This window comes from Halogeometricum sp. CBA1124 (assembly GCF_009741955.1).
In the GTDB taxonomy this organism is placed as follows: domain Archaea; phylum Halobacteriota; class Halobacteria; order Halobacteriales; family Haloferacaceae; genus Halogeometricum; species Halogeometricum rufum.
The window spans coordinates 1-1,834 of record NZ_WPCD01000337.1; the positions used below are offsets into that span (position 1 = coordinate 1).

Consider the following 1,834-nt stretch of genomic DNA (forward strand, 5'->3'; position numbering starts at 1 on the left):
CCCGGCGACGGTGTCGGCGCGCCCCGCGAACCAGATTCCGGTCGAGGAGGTGTCGGCCGCCGAGAACCCGCAGCGACCGACGGGCGAGGCGTGGGACACGGTGCCGCCGGTCGAAGTGCCGCTGACGAGTGCGCCCAGCGGCCTTCCCAACGCCAGCGACACGTCCGTCGAGTCGCTCCGCGTCCAGTCGGCGCGGACCGAGAGCCGGTTCTACCTCCGGCTGTCGTGGGCCGACGGCACCGCCGACCGGAACGCCTCCACCCCACGCGAGTTCCAGGACGCCGCGGCGGTGCAACTGCCCGTGAACACCACGGCCAGACCGCCCATCTCCATGGGCAGCACGCGCAACCTCGTGAACGTCTGGTACTGGCACGCCGGCGGGGAGACGCAGGAACTCCTCGCCGGGGGGCCGGGGACGACCACGCGGTTCGAATCGTCGTCGGTGAACACCACGGCGACGTACGACGACGGCCGGTGGACGATGGTCGTCTCGCGCGGCGTCGCCACCGAAGCGACCAACCGGACGACGCTCGCCGTCGACCACGACGTGGACGTGGCGTTCGCCGTCTGGAACGGGTCGAACATGGAGCGCTCGGGCACGAAGGCGGTCAGCGAGTGGTACCACTTCCCGCTCGGCCCCGGTCCGCAGGGGCCGCCCTACGAGTCCATCCTCTGGACCATCGCGGGCCTCGCCATCGCCGGCACCGCACTCGTGACGATACAGGCGGTCCGGGGGTCCTGAGATGACCGAACCCACCGAGACGGCCGGAAGCGCCGGAGTCGACGACGCGGCCGACGCGAACGACACAGCCGACGCGGTTGGCGCGAACGACGCGAACGGGGTCGCCGCAGACGCCGCGGACGCGGTGGACCCGGAGCGTCTCGACGGCGAGGCGGCCGCCCGGAGCGGCGTCTACGCCCTCCTGGCGACGCTGTTCGACGAACCCGACGAGGCGCTGTACGCGCGACTCGACGCCGGCGAGGTCCACCGGATCTGCCGCGAACTGGTCGCGGCGAGCGGACTGGCCGTCGACCCGCCGGACCTCACCGTCGCGGACGACCACGAGACGCTGTGCGCGCGCTTCAACGACCTGTTCACCGTCGGCTACGCGGAGTACACGGACCGGACCGACGGCTCCCTCGACAGCGAGGGGCCGCCCGTGTCGCTGTACGGGTCGTCGTACCGCCCGGACGCCTCGTGGAACGACGTGAACCTCGACCTGGCGCGGGCGTACGAGTACTTCGGGCTGGGAATCGACCAATCCGCCCGCGACAACCACGACTACCTGCCCTACCAACTGGAGTTCGCGGGCTACCTCTCGCGGCGCGAGGCGGACGGGTCGTCCGGCGCGGGGCGCGCCCGTCTCGACTTCCACGACAGGCACCTCCGCGTCGTCGCCGACGGCGTCGCCGACCGGGTGGCCGAGGAGTCCGGAACCGGCCTGTACGGCGAACTCGCGGCGTTCCTCGCCCGGTTCGTGGCCGCCGACCAGACGGCGCTCGCCGAGCGGTTCGAGGGAGGTGACGGCGGATGAGCGGTCGGCGCGTCGCGGAGGTGCTGGCGACCGACGCGGGCGCGACGGCGGCGTCGCTCTCCGGTCGGTCGCCCGTCTCCGCCCGCCTCATCGCCGGAGCGCTCGCGTTCGTCCCGATGGCCGCCGCGACGGCCTACCGGGTCGCTCACAACGCGCCGGGGTCGCTCCCCGGTCCGCTCACCGAACTCGCCGTGCCGTTGCTCCCGTTCGCCGTCGTCGGTCCCGCCCTCGCCGGACTGCTCCTCGCGTCCGTCGTCAACCGGCCGGTCCAGCGGGTCGGACTCGCCTTCGCCGGGGGG

General features: G+C 73.1%; 2 protein-coding genes and 1 pseudogene. All 3 read left to right on the forward strand.

Going from position 1 to position 1,834, the window contains the following annotated elements; all coding sequences use genetic code 11:
* Positions 1-742: ethylbenzene dehydrogenase-related protein (locus GJ632_RS21240; protein ID WP_191453959.1), on the forward strand; the 742-nt coding region annotated here is incomplete at its 5' end.
* Position 743: 1 nt separating this feature from the next.
* On the forward strand, positions 744-1,535 hold the full coding sequence (locus GJ632_RS21245; protein ID WP_191453960.1) for a molecular chaperone TorD family protein: 792 nt from the start codon (positions 744-746) through the stop codon (positions 1,533-1,535).
* Positions 1,532-1,834: pseudogene (locus GJ632_RS21250) on the forward strand (hypothetical protein); the annotation flags it as partial. The gene GJ632_RS21245 and the pseudogene GJ632_RS21250, both read left to right, overlap by 4 nt.